The organism is Pseudomonas saliphila, assembly GCF_008638345.1.
Lineage (GTDB): Bacteria > Pseudomonadota > Gammaproteobacteria > Pseudomonadales > Pseudomonadaceae > Halopseudomonas > Halopseudomonas saliphila.
Window position 1 is genome coordinate 1 of record NZ_VTVA01000030.1, and the last position, 17,498, is coordinate 17,498.

The 17,498-nt window shown below is 58.3% G+C and carries 18 protein-coding genes; 8 read left to right on the forward strand and 10 right to left on the reverse strand.

From position 1 onward, the window contains the following. Positions 1-377 precede the first annotated feature (377 nt). From FHK95_RS19310 to FHK95_RS19325, 4 genes are all read right to left on the reverse strand, one after another. Positions 378-1,268, reverse strand: a complete 891-nt coding sequence (locus FHK95_RS19310) for a nitrate- and nitrite sensing domain-containing protein (RefSeq protein WP_150306270.1) — start codon at positions 1,266-1,268, stop codon at positions 378-380. A 22-nt stretch (positions 1,269-1,290) separates the two neighbouring features. Then, on the reverse strand, positions 1,291-1,695 hold the full coding sequence (gloA, locus tag FHK95_RS19315; RefSeq protein WP_235906845.1) for a lactoylglutathione lyase: 405 nt from the start codon (positions 1,693-1,695) through the stop codon (positions 1,291-1,293). Positions 1,696-1,793: 98 nt separating this feature from the next. Further along, entirely contained in the window at positions 1,794-3,011 is a 1,218-nt protein-coding gene (locus FHK95_RS19320) for an argininosuccinate synthase (RefSeq protein WP_150306272.1), read from the reverse strand. 154 nt (positions 3,012-3,165) lie between these two features. Next, a complete protein-coding gene (locus FHK95_RS19325) occupies positions 3,166-4,485 on the reverse strand; it encodes a Na+/H+ antiporter family protein (RefSeq protein ID WP_150306273.1) in 1,320 nt (439 codons plus the stop codon). A gap of 351 nt (positions 4,486-4,836) precedes the next feature. Here FHK95_RS19325 and FHK95_RS19330 point away from each other — a divergent pair, with 351 nt between their 5' ends. From FHK95_RS19330 to FHK95_RS19345, 4 genes are all read left to right on the forward strand, one after another. Then, positions 4,837-6,075, forward strand: coding sequence for an OprD family porin (locus tag FHK95_RS19330; RefSeq protein ID WP_150306274.1), 1,239 nt, complete (start codon positions 4,837-4,839; stop codon positions 6,073-6,075). A gap of 312 nt (positions 6,076-6,387) precedes the next feature. Continuing rightward, positions 6,388-7,467, forward strand: coding sequence for a patatin-like phospholipase domain-containing protein (locus tag FHK95_RS19335; protein ID WP_150306275.1), 1,080 nt, complete (start codon positions 6,388-6,390; stop codon positions 7,465-7,467). Further along, complete coding sequence (locus tag FHK95_RS19340) at positions 7,468-8,211, forward strand: CPBP family intramembrane glutamic endopeptidase (protein WP_150306276.1); 744 nt, start codon at positions 7,468-7,470, stop codon at positions 8,209-8,211. It abuts the gene before it with no gap. Beyond that, a complete protein-coding gene (locus tag FHK95_RS19345; RefSeq protein WP_150306277.1) occupies positions 8,208-8,861 on the forward strand; it encodes a class I SAM-dependent methyltransferase in 654 nt (217 codons plus the stop codon). Before FHK95_RS19340 ends, FHK95_RS19345 begins: the two co-directional genes overlap by 4 nt. An 18-nt stretch (positions 8,862-8,879) precedes the next feature. On the opposite strand, the gene FHK95_RS19350 is transcribed toward FHK95_RS19345, so the two are convergent. The 5 genes from FHK95_RS19350 to FHK95_RS19370 all read right to left on the reverse strand — a co-directional run bounded on the left by FHK95_RS19350 (position 8,880) and on the right by FHK95_RS19370 (position 12,416). Then, entirely contained in the window at positions 8,880-9,368 is a 489-nt protein-coding gene (locus FHK95_RS19350) for a C40 family peptidase (RefSeq protein WP_150306278.1), read from the reverse strand. 63 nt (positions 9,369-9,431) lie between these two features. Beyond that, the gene (locus FHK95_RS19355) at positions 9,432-10,103 is read right to left on the reverse strand and encodes a DNA-3-methyladenine glycosylase I (protein WP_150306287.1); all 672 of its coding nucleotides are present in this window, start codon (positions 10,101-10,103) and stop codon (positions 9,432-9,434) included. A gap of 8 nt (positions 10,104-10,111) precedes the next feature. Beyond that, complete coding sequence (gene ttcA / locus FHK95_RS19360) at positions 10,112-10,936, reverse strand: tRNA 2-thiocytidine(32) synthetase TtcA (RefSeq protein WP_150306279.1); 825 nt, start codon at positions 10,934-10,936, stop codon at positions 10,112-10,114. A 118-nt stretch (positions 10,937-11,054) separates the two neighbouring features. Beyond that, entirely contained in the window at positions 11,055-11,654 is a 600-nt protein-coding gene (locus tag FHK95_RS19365; RefSeq protein WP_150306280.1) for a Yip1 family protein, read from the reverse strand. 150 nt (positions 11,655-11,804) lie between these two features. Continuing rightward, positions 11,805-12,416, reverse strand: a complete 612-nt coding sequence (locus FHK95_RS19370; protein ID WP_150306281.1) for a DNA-J related domain-containing protein — start codon at positions 12,414-12,416, stop codon at positions 11,805-11,807. A 214-nt stretch (positions 12,417-12,630) separates the two neighbouring features. On the opposite strand from FHK95_RS19370, the gene FHK95_RS19375 reads away from it, so the two are divergent. Both FHK95_RS19375 and FHK95_RS19380 read left to right on the forward strand, forming a co-directional pair. Continuing rightward, the gene (locus FHK95_RS19375) at positions 12,631-13,098 is read left to right on the forward strand and encodes a flavodoxin family protein (RefSeq protein WP_150306282.1); all 468 of its coding nucleotides are present in this window, start codon (positions 12,631-12,633) and stop codon (positions 13,096-13,098) included. A gap of 100 nt (positions 13,099-13,198) precedes the next feature. Further along, positions 13,199-13,687, forward strand: coding sequence for a SprT-like domain-containing protein (locus FHK95_RS19380; protein ID WP_150306283.1), 489 nt, complete (start codon positions 13,199-13,201; stop codon positions 13,685-13,687). Between the two features lie 20 nt (positions 13,688-13,707). Here FHK95_RS19380 and FHK95_RS19385 read toward each other — a convergent pair whose 3' ends face one another. Beyond that, the gene (locus tag FHK95_RS19385) at positions 13,708-14,478 is read right to left on the reverse strand and encodes a spermine/spermidine synthase domain-containing protein (RefSeq protein WP_178114861.1); all 771 of its coding nucleotides are present in this window, start codon (positions 14,476-14,478) and stop codon (positions 13,708-13,710) included. A 326-nt stretch (positions 14,479-14,804) separates the two neighbouring features. Here FHK95_RS19385 and FHK95_RS19390 point away from each other — a divergent pair, with 326 nt between their 5' ends. Together FHK95_RS19390 and FHK95_RS19395 are read left to right on the forward strand one after the other, a co-directional pair. Then, positions 14,805-15,485 carry an SGNH/GDSL hydrolase family protein gene (locus FHK95_RS19390; RefSeq protein ID WP_150306285.1) on the forward strand — a complete coding sequence of 227 codons (681 nt, stop codon included), beginning with the start codon at positions 14,805-14,807 and terminating at the stop codon, positions 15,483-15,485. Between the two features lie 141 nt (positions 15,486-15,626). Further along, on the forward strand, positions 15,627-17,456 hold the full coding sequence (locus tag FHK95_RS19395) for an ABC transporter ATP-binding protein (RefSeq protein ID WP_150306286.1): 1,830 nt from the start codon (positions 15,627-15,629) through the stop codon (positions 17,454-17,456). The last annotated feature ends 42 nt before the right edge of the window (positions 17,457-17,498 follow it).

The window sequence follows — 17,498 nt, forward strand, 5'->3', positions numbered from 1 at the left end:
CCCCCTTTTTCAAAGTGGGGAACTTGGCCGTGCAAGTCGGGCAGAAATCTGTCTAGGCGGGCTCTGTGCGGTAGGCGACAGTGGAAGCAGTCGCCCCTTGGACTAGCCCCGCTTCCAACGGGAGGGCTTAGTAGATGCGGCAATCGGGGTGGCTGAACACAGGCTATAACGATAGCCAGCTCTCTCCTCGGATCAATTCCAACAAGAAGTCTGCGGGTCGGATCTGTGGTTTACGGTAACGAACACTAGCCATTGATAATGAAGTGACCCCGACAAAAAACGGCTGGGCGGATCTGCAGATACGGCAGCGACACCCGAGCGCTGGCGGTAACTGAACCCACAGCAGCACGCACCAGTCCCCCCTTTGACAAAGGGGGCTAGGGGGATTCGGGTTTGCCCGGTGTGCGCTCGGCGTACCGGCTATCCTGCTTGAGCCGTCCCAGTAGCTGGTCAACCAGCACCAGATGGGCGGTGATGGCGTGGGTGGCGGTCTGGAAGTAGGTTGACGAGCGAAGCGTTGGGTGTGCTTCAACGGCCAGCACCCGATCGATCAATTCAAGCAGTCGATCGAGGCAGTCTTCAGCTTCCTGCACTTCGGCCGCCATTATTCGACGCATCTGCGGATCGGCGTGCAATTGTGCGAGCGGTAGATAGGTCTGAGCAGCAATCCGCGTGCGCAGTCTTTCCAGCTCTGCGCGCAGCGCATCACTCAGATCGGGACGCACCAGTATGCCGGTGCCAATAGCACGCGCCTGCCCAAGCAGCTCGGTATGCTCAAGCAGCTGTAACCAACAGCCGACAGGTTGGGTCGCCAGAGAGCCCAGACACTCAAGATCATGTCGATCGGCGATGCTATGGATGGTTTCGAGCAATAACGCCAACATGCGGTTATGCGAACGCAGCACCGATTCAGCGTTGACATCATCCTGCTCGCTGTCGATCTGTGCCCACTGAGCCAGTGCCTGATGCCAACCCGGATACCACTGCAAACTGCTCTCATGTACCCGACAACGCGCAAGCTGAGCACGGATTTCCTGATGTACTGCCCAGCGCCGAGCCGGCAAACTGCCCTCGCCGCCCATCTCACCGAAGCTCAACCCACGGTGTTGCTGTACCAGCTCCAACAGATGTCGCAGACAGGTAATGCGTTCGAGCTCCTGTACGCAGGCTTCACAGCGTGCGTGCAAGCGTTTGCGGCGCATCTGCGCGAACCAGAGCGAGACTGCAATCAGAATCAGAAGAAAGAGCGCCACAGTGCCTAGGTACATGTTGGCGCTCCAGAGGGAGGAATCAGGACGCGTTCAGGGTATCCGAACGTTCTTCGAGCAACTCGATGCGATAGCCATCCGGGTCCTCGACAAAAGCCAATACGCTGGTGCCGTGCTTCATCGGGCCGGGTTCGCGCACAATCTTGCCACCGGCATCGCGGATCTGCTCGCAAGCCTTGTAGACATCGTGGACTTCAATGGCGATATGACCGTAACCGGTACCCAGCACGTAATGATCGGTATCCCAGTTGTGGGTCAGTTCGAGTACTGCATTGTCTGATTCATTGCCATATCCGACAAAGGCCAGAGTGAAGCGGCCTTCGGGAACATCCTTGCGACGCAGCAACGTCATACCCAGCACCTCGGTGTAGAAGGCGATGGACTTGTCCAGATTACCGACGCGAAGCATGGTGTGTAGGAGTCTCACGCGTGTCTTTCCTCGTTGGTCGAGATTGGATTCGCAGGCTCGAAAGCCAAGGCGAGGCCGGATCATTGTCCGGCCCCGGTTTCAGCATACCGATGATGTCAGAGCAGCTTACGCCCTTTGCTTGCAGCAATACGCATGCGCAGCGCATTGAGCTTGATGAAGCCCGCCGCGTCGGCCTGATCGTAGGCACCAGCATCGTCTTCAAAGGTGGCGATGGCGGCATCGAACAGCGAGTCGTCAGACTTGCGGCCGGTGACAATGACATTGCCCTTGTAGAGTTTCAGGCGCACGACGCCGTTTACATGGAGCTGCGATGCATCGATCATCTGTTGCATCATGACGCGCTCAGGACTCCACCAGAAACCGTTGTAGATCAGCTCGGCATACTTGGGCATGAGGCTGTCTTTCAGGTGAGCCACTTCACGGTCCAGGGTAATCGACTCGATCGCACGGTGACCCTTGAGCATGATGGTGCCGCCGGGGGTTTCGTAGCAGCCGCGCGACTTCATGCCGACGAAACGGTTTTCGACGATATCCAGACGGCCGATGCCGTTTTCGCCACCCACCTTGTTCAGATACGCCAGTACCTCGGCAGGGCTCATCTGTTTGCCATCAATGGCAACGATGTCACCCTTGCTGTACGTCAGTTCCATGATGGTCGGGGTGTCAGGAGCGTTCTCGGGCGACTTGGTCCAGCGCCACATGTCTTCTTCGTGCTCGGCCCAGGTATCTTCCAGCACGCCGCCTTCATAGGAAATGTGCAGCAGGTTGGCATCCATCGAGTACGGCGACTTTTTCTTGCCGTGGCGTTCGATCGGAATGTCGTGCTTGGCTGCATAATCCATCAGCTTCTCGCGCGACAGCAGATCCCATTCGCGCCAGGGTGCGATCACTTTAACGCCAGGCTTGAGGGCATAGGCGCCCAGCTCGAAACGCACCTGATCGTTGCCCTTGCCTGTCGCGCCATGGGAAATGGCGTCTGCGCCGGTTTCGTTGGCGATCTCGATCAGCCGCTTGGCGATCAGCGGCCGGGCAATGGAGGTGCCCAGCAGGTATTCACCTTCGTAGACGGTATTGGCGCGGAACATGGGGAACACAAAATCGCGCACGAACTCTTCACGCAGGTCGTCAATGTAGATTTCCTTGACGCCCATTGCCTCTGCCTTGGCGCGGGCCGGCTCGACCTCTTCGCCCTGACCGAGGTCGGCGGTAAAGGTCACTACTTCGCAATCGTGAGTATCCTGCAACCACTTGAGAATTACCGACGTATCCAGTCCGCCCGAATAGGCCAGGACGACTTTTTTCACATCAGTCATTACGTGCTCCCTTGAAGGTTCATTTCCGTCGCCGCGGAGAGCGCCGGTCAAAGGCGCTATTCTAGCGCCCGACAACAAGGAATCACAGAGCGGATGCGTTTGCCGGAGTCAGCGCACCCGGCCATGGCGATACCACCAAGCCCACGCCATGCGCTCAGAGCACCATGACCGCGAGCCAGCCGAAGGCAATCAGCGGCAGGTTGTAATGCAGAAAGGTAGGCACGACCGTATCCCAGATATGATTGTGCTGGCCGTCGACATTAAGACCGGCGGTCGGCCCCAGTGTCGAATCCGACGCCGGCGATCCCGCATCGCCCAGAGCCGCCGCGGTGCCCACCAGCGCCACAATCGCCAGTGGGCTGAAGCCCAACTGCATGGCCAGCGGCACGTAGATGGCTGCAATGATCGGAATGGTCGAGAACGAGGAGCCGATGCCCAGTGTGATCAGCAGACCAACCAGCAACATCAGCAGCGTCGCCAACCCTTTACTCTCGCCGATCATGTCAGCAGAGCTGATGACGAGGGTCTCGATCGAACCGGTGGCACGCATGACTTCGGCAAAGCCGGCAGCTGCAATCATGATGAAGCCAATCATGGCCATCATCTTCATGCCCTCAGTGAAGACATCATCCGCCTCGCTCCAGCGAACCACGCCGGATACGGAAAAGATCACAAAGCCGGTGAGCGCTCCAATGATCATGGAGTCGAGCAGCAGCTGGACGACGAAGGCGGCCGCCACGGCAAACAGCGCAACAGCCAGCGACAGCGGGTTATAACTGACACTCTCACCGCCCGTTTGCTCAATACGCGAGACGTCGTAATGGCGCGGACGTCGGTAGCTGATGAAGATTGCTACCAGCAAGCCACAGAGCATGCCCAGCGCGGGCAATGCCATCGCCTGCATGACGTTGACGCTGCTGACATCCGCGCCGCTTTCGGTGAGGTTGGCCAGCAGGATGTCATTCAGAAAAATCCCGCCGAAACCTACGGGTAGAAACATATAAGGTGTGATCAGACCAAAGGTCAGCACGCAGGCCACCAGGCGTCGGTCCAGGTTAAGCCTGGCCATGACCATCAGTAATGGCGGTATCAGCAGCGGGATGAAGGCGATATGGATGGGCAGAATATTCTGTGAGGATAACGCCACCGCGAGAATGACGCCCAACAGCATGATCTTGAGCAGACCGTGGCCGGCTTCGTTTCGCTGATTGATCATGCCCAACGCGCGGTCTGCCAGCGCGTGGGCCAGGCCGGATTTGGCGATTGCCACAGCAAAGGCGCCCAGCAACGCGTAACTCAGGGCCACATTGGCACCCTTGCCCAACCCACTCTGGAAAGCGGCGAGCGTTGCTTCAAGTCCGAGCCCGCCGACCAGGCCACCGGTCACCGCTCCGAGAATCAATGCAACCACCACGTGTACCCGGCACAAGCTCAGCACCAGCATCACTGCAACAGCTACGACTACCGCATTCATCGTTGGAGTTCCTGTATTTGATTGCAGACTGCCAGAACCGTCCTGGCTGAGGGCGCGTACTCTGCCGTATCACCGGAATGCTGTCAAAAAATGACCGTCGGAGCGATATTCGCGCCACCCCCTACCAATGTCTAATTCTCGTCACCAATAGACTGAAAAACTCCTGCTCCGCTAACGACCCCTCAAGAACAGGGCTTGCGGACGATAGCGGGCGTATCACCTGAGTGTTCACAAAGCAACAGCGTCCTGGAGATTCGACCAAGGTCTTACGGCTGACAAGCCAAACGCGTGCTTTATTGGACTGCGCTTCCGGTTGATACCGGTTCGCTATCATCCATCAGGAGAATAATAATGAGAAAGCTTGGTAAACCCAGCGCTTTGGCCGCTGCCGTCGCACTTTCGCTCACACTGCCTACCTCGCCGGGAGCGCATGCCTCCTCCTTCGTTGATGACGCCAGTGGTTCACTGCAACTGCGCAACTTCTATTTCAACCGGGATTTTCGCGATACGGGTGCACGTCCGCAGGCCGAAGAATGGGCCCAAGGCTTTATCTTCCGCGGCAAATCGGGCTATAGCCATGGCGATCAGGGGTTGGGCCTGGACGTTCATGCGGCGCTCGGCCTGAAGCTGGCGTCCGACGACGACCACGCCGGTACCGCCTTGCTGCCCAACGCGCTAGGGGACGAGGGTCCGAACAGTTACAGCCATATCACCTTCACTGCCAAAGCCAAGATCTCCGAGACCGAACTCAAAGTCGGTGGCCTGACGCCCGCCGTCCCGGTACTGCAGGCCAGCGACATACGCCTGCTGCCCCAGACTTACACTGGCGCGGCGCTGACGATGAACGAGGTCAGCGGCCTGGCCTTACAAGCGGCGCAGCTGCGCGAATTCAATCAGTTGAACAGCACCAATCGCGAAGACATGATCGCCAACATTGGCGGCACATCCGATCGTTTCAACTACTATGGCGGGGCCTACACCTTCCCCACCCAGTCCCCCGAGTCCACTACGCTGGGGTTGTGGCGGGGTGATCTAGATGGTGTCTACGACCAGAACATGATCAATCTGCTGCACAACATGTCACTGGGCGACTGGAAGCTGGGCGCCAATCTGGCCTACTTCGACAGCGACATCGAAGCCGGCAACACCGACAACAAGATGAAGTCCGTGATGCTCTCGGCCGGTACGGGTCCCCATACCTTCCGGCTCGGCTATCAGCACAGTGACGGCGAGTCGGCATTTCCGTACATCGCGCTGAGCAACCCCTATATTGCCAACTACATCCAGATCCTCGATTTCGGACGGCCCGACGAAAAATCCTGGCAGGCCCGTTATGATCTGGATTTCGCCAGCCTTGGGCTGCCTGGCCTGAAAGGTCTGGTGCGCTACGTGAGCGGTGATAATATCAACATCGCGGGTTCCGACGCCGACAAGGAATGGGAACGCGATATCGACTTCACCTACACCGTCCAGAACGGTCCTCTGAAGAACGTTTCAGTCCAGTGGCGTAACGCGATGGTGCGCTCCGATGTACTCGGTGCGGTGGACGAGAACCGCCTGATCCTCAATTACACCATAGCGTTGAAGTAAGCCGGTACTAAGGGCGTAGCGCGCCTGCGCTACGCCTGGCTGGATACCGTCCAACCCCGTCGGCGCGCAGGCGCACGCCAACCCCAGGAGAACCGCTCACAGCCGCGGCGCGGCCTGGGGGTGTAGTGCGCCTGCGCTACGCCAGGTCTGGCTACCGCACCCAACTAATCGGCTCAAGGCCTTAAAACTGCGCCTGNGGCTACCGCACCCAACTAATCGGCTCAAGGCCTTAAAACTGCGCCTGCAGCTCCTCGACGTGTAATATTGCAATCCAATCACTGTTACTGGCATGCATAGAGACCCCACGCATTCATGGTCGCCATTCACATCCCCTCCTCTGTCCTGACACTCCGTGCCGGCCACAGCGCCATTGGGCATATTCGCCAGCATGGGTTACAGCCTGCTGACGTACATATGATTCCGGGCGCAGCCGGGGGACCCAAGGCGCTGGGTATTCAGGGACTGGATCTGGCCTTGTTTGGTGACTGGCTTCCGCGCTCCAGCCAGCCTCGTAGCCTGATCGGCGCCTCTATCGGCAGTTGGCGCTTCGCTGCGGCCTGTTTGCCAGATCCGGTTGCCGGGCTCAAACGCCTCGGCGAGCTCTATACCACACAGCGGTTTCCACGTGGCATCAGCGTCGCTGACATCAGCCTGCGCTGTGGTGTGATGCTCGATGACCTGCTCGGCGATCAATTCGAGCAGATGCTGCGCAACCCGCTCTACTATCTGAACGTAGTGGTGGTCAGAAGCCTGGGGCTGATGCAACACGACACCCGCTCCCGTCTCGGGCTTGGTTTGAGCGGCGTGATGGGCGCCAACCTGTTGGGTCGCCGCTTCCTCAAACATTACTTTGAGAGAGTCATTCTGCATGATCCGCGCTTGCAGCCACCGCTCGCTGAGCTGCTCGATTTCACCAGCAGTCACGTCCACCTGAGTGCTGCCAACATGCGCCAAGCCTTGCTGGCATCGGGCTCGATTCCGATGGTGATGGAGGCCGTGCGCGACATTCCCGGCATGGCGGCCGGCTCATACCGTGACGGCGGACTGTTGGACTATCATCTGGATCTACCCTACCAGGCGCCGGGAGTGGTGCTGTATCCGCACTTTATCGACCGGATCGTGCCCGGCTGGTTTGACAAGACGCTGCCGTGGCGGCGCGGCAACCTCCAGCAGTTGAAGGATGTGCTGCTGATGGCGCCGTCACGTGAATATCTCGCTTCCCTGCCCTACGGCAAGTTGCCGGACCGTAAAGACTTCACCCGGTTTCTTGATGATGACGCGACCCGGGAAAAATATTGGCGCACGGCCATGGCAGAAAGCGCGCGCCTGGGCGATGAGTTTCTCGAACTCGTTGATAGCGGTCGGCTGATCGATCGCATCCAGCCGCTGTAGATGCTGCACTTCATCAGGTTACCCAGGCCCAGCCGCTCCGCGCTCGACGACAGCCTCATTCTGCTGCGTCTGGCGGTGCTCTACGGTGGCCTTGGTGTGCTGAGCCATTACGTCGCGGCATGGATCATGCGTTTCGTCGGCAGCCAGTTTCATATCGATACCCAATTTCTGATGCTGGATGCGCTGTTCGCCGCATCGGTCATGCTCGGCAGCCTGCTTATCGCCTGGCTGTTGCAACCCGACTCGCCGCTGCGCTGGTTGTTCGGCTCGCGTCTGAGCGTGCGCGGCGTGCTGCTGGCGATACTGGGTGCGGTGGTCATGGTCTATGCCGCCGACCCGCTTGCTGGCTGGTTTGACCTGCGCTTACCCGATAGCGTGCTGCTCCCGGAGGGCGAAACCAGACCGCAGGCGGTAACCCCGCTGCTCGAGCTGACCGGTGGCCGGTTGTTGATGGCGCTGGTGATCGCGGTGCTTTGGGTGCCGGCGGCTGAAGAGTTCATCTTCCGCGGATGGCTGTTCAAGGCCTTGGCACGGACCCGTCCTGGCATGCTGATCGCATTGCCGGCTTCGACGCTGATCTTCGCGCTATTGCACGGCTTCTACAGTCCGGGCGGGGTCCTGGTGATCGGCGTGCTGGGCGCATTCCTCGGCTGGCTGCGCTGCCGTTACGACCAGCTATGGCTATGTGTGCTGGCACATGCGGTGTACAACGGTTTGACGCTGATCATGGTATCCATCCAATGACCGCATCCGACTTATCTTGCCCGCTATGCGCTGCGGCGACTTCGCTTTATTGCACCGATCGCCGGCGGGTCTACTATCACTGTCCCGTCTGCGCTCTGGTGCATGTTCCCCGCGAGTGGCATCTCGATTCGCAAGCCGAACGTGCGATCTACGATCTGCATGAAAATGATACCGATGAGCCCGGTTACCGCCGCTTTCTGTCCCGGCTCGCCGAACCACTGCTCGCGCGACTGGCACCAGCCAGCGAAGGCCTGGATTTTGGCTGTGGCCCTGCCCCGGCACTTGCCTCCATGTTGAGAGATCAGGGACATCGCGTTGCCCTGCACGATCTCTACTATCACCCCGCGCCTGATCTGCTTGAACGCCAATGGGACTTCATTACCGCCACCGAGGTGGTCGAGCACCTGGCACAACCGGCGTGCGAGCTGGAGCGGTTATGGAGTTGCCTGAAACCGGGAGGATGGCTGGCCATCATGACCAAACGCGTGCGCGACCAGCAGGCGTTCCAGACCTGGCATTACAAGAATGACCTGACGCATATCAGCTTCTTCAGTGATGACACGTTCAAATGGCTGGCTGAGCGATGGACGGCAGAGCTGCAGATTGTCGGCGCGGATGTCATCTTGCTGCGCAAGCATCAGGCGAGATAAAGCCTGTATTGCCGTCAGTCAGTCCAGCACGCGCCGTGAGCCGGCGTACCAGCGCTGCCAATGACTGGCTTGCAGACTGTCGACCCGCACATGACCACCGGAACTGGGAGCGTGCAGGAAACGCCCATCCCCGACATAGATTCCGGCGTGATTGACCTTGCGACCGGCCATGGAAAACAACACCAGATCGCCCGGCTGTAGCGGGTCGGCGCGCTGCGTCGGCAATGCACTCAGACCGGAGGTGGTACGCGGCAGGCTGACCCCGGCCGACTCGCGAAACACGTAATTGATCAACCCGCTGCAATCAAACCCGGTATCGGGCGACATACCGCCGTAGCGATAGGGGGTGCCAAGCAGACTGAAGGCGTGAAAAATCACATCGTCATGGGGTTGGCCTGAAGCCGCAGGCGGCTCTGAGCTCACATAGGGCGCATGGGTGTTCGGCGCGCTGGAACAACCAGCGAGGAACAGCGTCGCAGCAATCATCATCACACCCATTAAGCGCATGGAGCAGTCCCGGTAGCCGATCATAGGCGTAACACTGCCTTGCCATCACCGAGCGGTCAAGAATCAGTGGTTCACGGTGTGGCCCAGCATCACAGATAACTGGCAAAGAGGCCTGCCGCTTTCAGCATGCCACTGATTGAACGCCGCCTGCGTGGCTGCCAGATCACGCTGACTACTAGGCACCTTATCGACCACGCCCTGCGCCTTGAGCGCCGCCACCACGTCGTCGCTGGGTACGAAGGTGTCCTTACCCAGCATCCGCAGATAACGCGGTGCCGACAGCCCGCCCATCTGATTGCCGCGCCGGGCAATTAGCCGCCACAGGCCGGTGATATCGGTGACAGGCCAATCGGCGATGAAGCTCCCCATGGAGCCGTGCTCCTGGCTAATATCGAGGATCATCTGGGCGTTGCGCGGCACGCTGCGGAGCTTGCCCAGATGCCGGATAAGCCGGGCATCCTGCATCATCCGCTCAATATGTTCCGCGCCCATCAGTACGACCTTCTCCGGATCAAAACCAAAAAACGCCTGCTCGAAGGCCGGCCATTTAGCATCGACCAGACTGTGCTTCAACCCGGCGCGAAATACCCGCAGCGCCAGGGTCGAGAGGTAACGATCGTTGCTCAATTGACGCAGTTGCTCGTCCCTGGCCGGCACCGGCAAGCGCGCCTCCATGGCGGCGCGCGAGCCAAAACGGTTCAGACAGTATTCTTCCAACCAGAGGTAACTGCGCAGTGAAGGCATCAGACGTTCATTACGTTAAGAAAGCGTGGGGTTGCCTGATCGTCGATCTTCAGGCCGGCGAAATCAAACAGCTTGGCGTCCGCTAACTGGGAGGGATGCACATGCCGAAGTGAACGGAAGATGCTTTCAACTCGGCCGGGGGTTTCCCGTTCCCAGCTCTGCAGCATCTCCTTGACCACCTTGCGCTGAAGATTTTCCTGCGAACCACAGAGGTTGCACGGAATGATCGGAAACTCACGTAGACGCGAGTAGGCCTCGATATCCTTCTCGCTGCAGTACGCGAGCGGGCGAATCACCACATTGCGGCCGTCATCGGATAGCAGCTTGGGCGGCATCGCCTTGAGCGTGCCTCCGTAGAACATGTTCAGGAAGAAGGTTTCAACAATATCGTCGCGGTGATGTCCGAGGGCTATGCGGGTTGCACCAATCTCATCGGCAAAGGTATAGAGATTGCCCCGCCGCAGCCGCGAACACAGCGAGCAGGTGGTCTTGCCCTCCGGGACCTTCTCCTTGACGATCGAATAGGTGTCGCGCTCGAGGATGTGATACGGCACGCCGACCTGCTCGAGGTACGCAGGGAGTACGTGTTCCGGGAAGCCGGGCTGCTTCTGATCCAGATTGACTGCCACCAGTTCAAAGCGGATCGGTGCCACCTTCTGCAGATGCAGTAGCACCTCCAGCATGGTGTAGCTGTCCTTGCCGCCGGACAGGCAGACCATGATCTTATCGCCCTCCTCGATCATGCCATAGTCAGTAACAGCTTCAGCAGCGAGGCGGCGCAGACGTTTCTGCAATTTGTTCTGATTGACGCTCAAAGTGGACATGACAGAAGGATCCGGAAGGAGGTAAAGCCGGGTATTTTACCCACAAATACCGTCCCATAAAAACAACGCCCCCTGACGACCGGACGACCGTCAGGGGGCGTTTTCTACCTACGAGTATTTAGCGCAGGTAAACCGGACCGATGCCAAAGCCCCAGAAAATCACGGCTGTTGCCATCATTGCCACCAGCACCACCAGACCTACGGCCAGGATAGAGCTGGAGAAAAGGAAACCTTCTTCGGACGGAATATCCATAAAGATTGGAATGCCCTGATAGAGCAGATAGGTGGTGTAAGCGACGGCCGCCGTGCCGACAGTCATAATCAGCCACAGGTTTGGATATAAAGCGCACAGGCCTGCCAGAAACAGCGGCGTCGCGGTATAAGCGGCGAACACCAGACAATCACTGAAGCTCGGATTGGAATCGTAAGTGCGTGCCATCCAGTGGATGAAGGCACCCATCACCACCACCCCCGCCAGCAGCGCGATGTAAGACAAAACAGTCATGTATAGCGCACTTGCCTGGGTCAACTTCACTGGATCGATCGTGCCAATCGACCAGCCTACCTGCGTAGTACCGATATAAGCGGAGACCGCTGGGATCGCTGCCAGAACAAGTACGTGGACAAGATACGTCGGGCCGATGGTGCGTTCCTCGCCCTTGATTACTCTCCATTCTTTATCAGGGTGGGTGAACAATCCCATGACGTGTTGGATCATCTGGCAGCTCCTCAATTTATTATTCATTCCTGTCGTCTTCGGCTTGGCCGGCGGCAGGTGCTGGGCTGTGACCGTATGTCGCAGCCCATACCTTGACTATAGTCAAAACGGGGATGGAAATAAGTAGGTACGTTAGAGAGATTCGCGACTTCAACTCGCCAGGTAATAGCGTTTTAGAATTAAAAACGCTTCATTGATGCGCTGCACCAGTGCGGTGTCGCCTCCCCGGTCCGGATGATGCGCGCTCATCAGCGCGCGATAACGCTGCTTGATCTGCGCGAAGTCGGCAGAGGCCTTTAGATCCAAGAGCTCTAATGCGCCTTCGACGCCTTCAGGCGAGGCAACAGGCGTTTGCCTCCAGAATGCATCGAGAAGGTTCTGCACATCTGCGGCATTGGTCGCAGCCCACTGTTCCCAGTCCAGATAATAAGTGCGCAGCGGATCTGCCAGTTGTAGGCCCGCGCCGCTTGGCGGAACAGGAAGAACAACAATGCGCAGTGCGCTGATCTGCAATCGCCTCCCCGAACAATTAAGCGAATCGGATAGCCCGTACAGCATGTGAAACAGTAAAAAATGAATGCGAAACAGCTGCAACGGATCGCTTAGCGCGCCGGGGACGGCGAAAAGCGATTGCGGATAATCCACAGCCAGACGTTTGATTAACGCGAACTCATCAATGCCTTCCGGAAGGGATTCCAGAACGGCCAGCAGATGCTGATCGAACCCGGCGGGCAGCAGGTCTTGCGGAGCAAAATCGGTCATGGCGGCAGTCTAGCATCACAGACTGTCCAGGTTTAGCCACCCGGAACATCCAGGTAAGCTTCGATATCTGGGCAGCCCATTTCGGATCAGACATGCTGCTGCCGTCTATACTCGACCCATGGCAGAACATATCGAACGGTGGTGGGATGCCAGGGTTTGGGTTAGGGTCTGCCCCCCTTACGCCCCTGGATGAACACCACTCAAGAGGATTCTGATGCCCCACAAACAGTTACTGATAGTGGCCCACGCGCCTTCAGCGAACACCCGTCAACTGGCTGAGGCGGTGTTGCGCGGTGCGCAGCATCCTGATATCGAAAACGTTAAAGCCCGCTGGATCCCCCCTCTGGAAACTACCCCTGAAGACGTTCTTTCTGCTGATGGGATCATTCTCGGCACCACTGAGAATCTGGGCTACATGAGCGGCGCCCTGAAAGATTTTTTCGACCGGTGCTATTACCCGGTACTCGAGGAAAAACAGGGATTGCCCTGCGCACTGTACATTCGGGCCGGGCTGGACGGCACCGGCACCCGTCGTGCGGTGGAAAGCATCGTTACCGGGTTGCGCTGGAACTGGGCGCGTGACCCAATCACGTTCAAAGGTGAATGGCGCAACGAGTTTGTAACCGATGCAGAAGAGCTCGGTCTGTACATGGCCGCCGGCCTGGATAGCGGGATTTTCTAGTGATCACCCCATTGTGTGTACTGCCTCCACCGCTTCGGTTTTATACTAGGGTCTGTTGCCATTTCGTCGCGGCCGCGACTGAGACACCAGACCCTAGCTCATGAACGAACTTACCGAAGCAGTCGAACAGGCCTATCTGCGCGCCGAGCACCATCTGGGCCGCGTGTTCGTGCGCCCCCATGTGAGGCTGGATTTGCGCGGTCAACGTGCGGGAGTGGCCTATCTGGGACGTAATCTGTTGCGCTTCAATGAACGCATGCTGCAGGACAACCGGGAAGACTTCCTGCGCCAGACTGTCCCCCACGAAGTCGCCCATCTGGTTGCTCACGCGTTGTATGGCGGCAATATCCGACCCCATGGTTATCAGTGGCAGAAGCTGATGGTCGAGGTCTTCGGCCTGGAACCCAGGCGCTGCCACGACTATGCGGTCCCTGAGCGCCGCCGCACTCATTATTACTATCAATGTGGCTGCCCCGCTCCGATATCCTTCACACCCCAACGCCACGCCTGGGCAGGCCGCGGTAGACGCTATCAGTGCCGGCGCTGTGGCGATCTGTTGAAGTTTACCGGGAAATTGCAGTTTGCTTGAGGCTGGCTAACACCAAACGCCTACAGCGGCGGCGCCTCATTAGCCCGGCGCAGCAACTGTATATAGGGGCGCAGCGAATAGCCCAGCTGTAATTCCAGCTGGTCGGCCCACTTCAGCATCGCCACCCGGTCAAGCTCCAAGGCTCCGCTTGCGGGCACAAACAACAGAATGTTGCCCTCCTCTACCGCGACCTGCAAATACTGGTCTCCGAACAGATCTTCCAGCATCTGCGAAGCATAGGGTTGCCCGCTTTCACCCATCTGCCACTGATTGATGACCATCACCCCACCGGGCCGCAGCGCGCGGTGACACGCCTGGAAGAACTCCTTTTGCATTTGCAGGCGGGAAATCCCTCCCTCCATGTAGAGATCCATGAACAGCAGATCGCAACTGGACGGTGCCGACTTGATATAGGAATCGGCGCAACCAATACCCACATGAAGCCGCTCATCTCGACTCAGGCCCAGCCATCGACTGGCCAGCTCCACCACTGCCGGCCGAAGCTCGATAGCAGTCAGCTTTTCCAATTGAAAGTTCTGCAACAGGCAGTTTGCCAGCGTTCCGCCGCCGAGCCCCAGTATCAGGGTGTCACGGGGCGTCGATCGCCAGAAGCAGCCCAGCAGCATGGCGCGGGTGTAGTCGTACTCCAGCCAGGCCGGCTCGGATACATAACTGCAGCTCTGTTCGGTCTGCTCGCCGAAATACAGGAAACGATATCCCGCCGCCTCTGTAATTCGCAGCTGCCCGTAATCGTCTCTCAGTTTTTCGAGCACTACTTCGTCGTCATTCATCAACAGGCGCCTCAAACAGCGAAAGAGTCGCTTGGGAAAAGATAGGGGGTGTCTTTCAGGCATGGCTGAGGGTACCACTGCGCTCATGCATTGACACGACCACTCCCGCTCAACCCGTGTTGCGTTGATTGAGACTCCCTCGCCCGCCGAGCTTACAAGACGCGCCAATAACGCGACCTGGGTCGCTTAAAACCACCTGTTTGGGTAGATCTCAGTCCTTATGCCTCAACGTATTATCTGCGAGCCATAACGCAACTTATCTCGCCCGGATCGCCCCTCTCGGCCTCACCCGGGTAATACCAACAATAATAGACCGAGGAAATACCATGTCTTTACTGATCAGGATCAAGCACTGTGCTTTCATGGCCGCGGCCCTGACTCTACTCAACGTCGGCACCGCAAACGCCATCAACCCGCCGGTAAGCACTGCCGCTGACACCATGATTATCGGTGATTCAGTATTCGCCCTCAGCGGTGACATCCACGACTTTCTCGAAGATGACCTGGGTGAGTCCATCACCAGTCACGCCCGCTCCGGCTGTCAGATGCTAGGCGGAAACCTGATCTGCTCGCGTCGTTACGCGATTCCCGAGCAATATGACAACGCGTCAAAAAGCGGTATCAAGACAGTCATCATGAACGGCGGCGGAAACGACATTCAACTCAACGACTGCAGCCCGTCCCTTCGCGACTGCATGCCACTGCTGCAGGATCTGGAAGACGAAATCGCTTCACTGGCGCAGCAAATGCAGGCCGACGGCATCGAAGAGATCATCTTCCTCGGTTATTACAATGCCAAAGGGGATGCTGCGGCAATGCGGGAAATCAACGAATACAGCATGGATTACAAGGCCAGAACCTATCCCGGCCTCGGCATCACCTTTGTCGACGTGCGCGACCGTTTCAACGGCAACGAAGACCGTTATATCGCCAATGACGGAATCCACCCCACGGCTCAGGGTTCACGTGTATTGGCAGATCTGCTGCTCGAAAAGCTGACTGACTGATCCTATCTAACCTGCGGCCCGTCCGACCCACTGGTTGACGGGCCCGTACCACCCTCTTCCTCCAGCCTCATTCCACTTGAGCCCTCCGTTTGCCTGGGTCCATAATGCGCACCCTTTCCGCTTTACCCGCAGGCTTTCCCGATGTTTCGCTGGTTCGAACGACGTATTGATCCCTTTCCTCCCGAGGAACCGACAGAGCCGCCCCACACCCTGCTCGCCTTTTGTCTGCATTTCACCCGCGGAAGCTGGTCATTTCTGCTGATCGCTGGCTTGCTGATGGCAGGGATTGCCGTCGCTGAGGTCTGGCTGTTCAGCTTCCTGGGCAACATCGTTGACTGGCTTTCGGAGCAGAATCGCGAAACATTCCTGCAGACAGAGGGCTGGAAACTGGCCGCAATGGCACTGGTGGTCATGGTGCTGCTACCCGGACTGGTTCTCGCCAACTCTCTGGTGACCTATCAGGCGTTGATGGGCAACTTCCCCATGCGCATACGCTGGCTTGTGCACCGTTACCTGCTGCGTCAATCCATGGCTTTTTACCAGGATGAATTCGCCGGCAGGATCGCCACCAAGCTGATGCAAACCGCGTTGGCCGTACGCGAATGCGTGATCAAGCTGATCGACGTCCTCAACTACGTGATCGTTTACTTCCTGGGCACCTTGCTGGTCGTGGGAATCGCTGATTGGCGACTCGCGGTACCGATGCTGTTGTGGTTCCTCGGCTACCTATTACTGATGCGCCTTTTCGTGCCGGTGATGGGCAAGGTCGCAGAACAACAGGCCGACGCGCGCTCACTGATGACCGGCCGTATTGTCGACAGCTACACCAACATCCAGACGGTGAAGCTGTTCTCCCATGCCGGCCGCGAATCAAGCTTCGCCCGCGAAGGCATGGACGAGTTCATGACCACCGTTTACCGACAGATGCGTCTGGTCACCCAGATCAACGTCTCGCTCTATGCGCTGAACGGCATCCTATTGCTCAGCGTCGCCGGGCTGGCTATCTGGCTCTGGGTCAATGAAGCCGTAACCGTGGGTGTCGTGGCGGTTGCCATCGGCTTGGTGTTGCGCCTGTGGGGGATGTCGCAATGGATTCTGTGGGAAGTCTCCGCACTGTTTGAGAATATAGGTACCGTGCAGGACGGCATCAATTCGATCTCACGGCCGCAGGTCGTCGAAGACGCTCCCGAGGCCGTGCCGCTGAAAGTCACCCGCGGTGAGATCAGGTTCGAAGACGTGCGCTTCCATTACGGCAAGGGTCACGGCGTGATGGAGCACCTCAATCTGCATATCCGACCGGGCGAAAAAATCGGGCTGGTCGGCCGCTCCGGCGCCGGCAAATCTACTCTGGTCAATCTGCTGCTGCGTTTTTATGACGTGGAAGGCGGACGCATTCTGATCGATGGCGTGGATATCGCCGGCGTCACCCAGGACTCCCTGCGCGAGCATATCGGCATGGTTACCCAGGACACGTCGCTGTTACACCGCTCTGTGCGCGACAACATTCTCTACGGTAGACCTGATGCGGATGAGGAGATGATGCTCCAGGCCGCTCGACGCGCCAGAACTGATGCCTTCATCCCGGATCTGCGCGATGCCAAGAATCGTCAGGGCTACGATGCACACGTCGGCGAGCGAGGTGTGAAGCTGTCCGGCGGCCAGCGCCAACGCATCGCCATTGCCCGGGTCATGCTCAAGGATGCGCCAATACTCATTCTCGATGAAGCCACCTCCGCGCTGGATTCGGAAGTCGAGGCTGCGATCCAGCAGAGCCTGAACACATTGATGGAAGGCAAAACCGTGATCGCCATCGCCCACCGGCTCTCCACCATCGCCGAGATGGACCGGCTGATCGTGATGGACGAGGGCCATATCATCGAAGACGGTACTCACAGCGAACTGCTCGCCCGCGGCGGACTGTATGCCCAGCTCTGGGCTCGGCAGTCGGGTGGTTTTCTGGCTGAGGATTGATGGGTAGCTGAAGCCCAAGCCCGAATCCCCCCTAGCCCGAAT